The organism is Pantoea sp. GbtcB22 (assembly GCF_019091025.1).
Taxonomy (GTDB): Bacteria; Pseudomonadota; Gammaproteobacteria; order Enterobacterales; family Enterobacteriaceae; genus Pantoea; species Pantoea leporis.
On record NZ_JAGXKB010000271.1, the window covers coordinates 1 to 266 of the forward strand.

At 44.0% G+C, this 266-nt stretch carries 1 protein-coding gene; it reads left to right on the forward strand.

Going from position 1 to position 266, the window contains the following annotated elements; genetic code table 11:
• On the forward strand, positions 1–266 hold a 266-nt coding region (locus tag KVT28_RS25285; protein WP_217550932.1), incomplete at both ends, for a bifunctional 2-polyprenyl-6-hydroxyphenol methylase/3-demethylubiquinol 3-O-methyltransferase UbiG.

Here is a 266-nt window from a genome sequence, read left to right on the forward strand (position 1 = left end):
GACCGTCAACAATCTGGGATTTAAGGAAAGAGGCATTGATCTGGATGAGGCGATGCTCTCTGAGTGTGGATCGCGCGGGTTAACGGTTGAACAGGGTGATGCGCTTGCCATTTTGCAAAGTTTTCCCGAGAATTCAGTTGCAATTGTTACAGCTTTCCATGTCGTCGAACACATGGAAATCGACAAAATTAATAGTCTTATCATTAATTCATTACGAGAATTGCAGCCAGGCGGACTACTGATACTTGAAACACCAAATCCGGAAA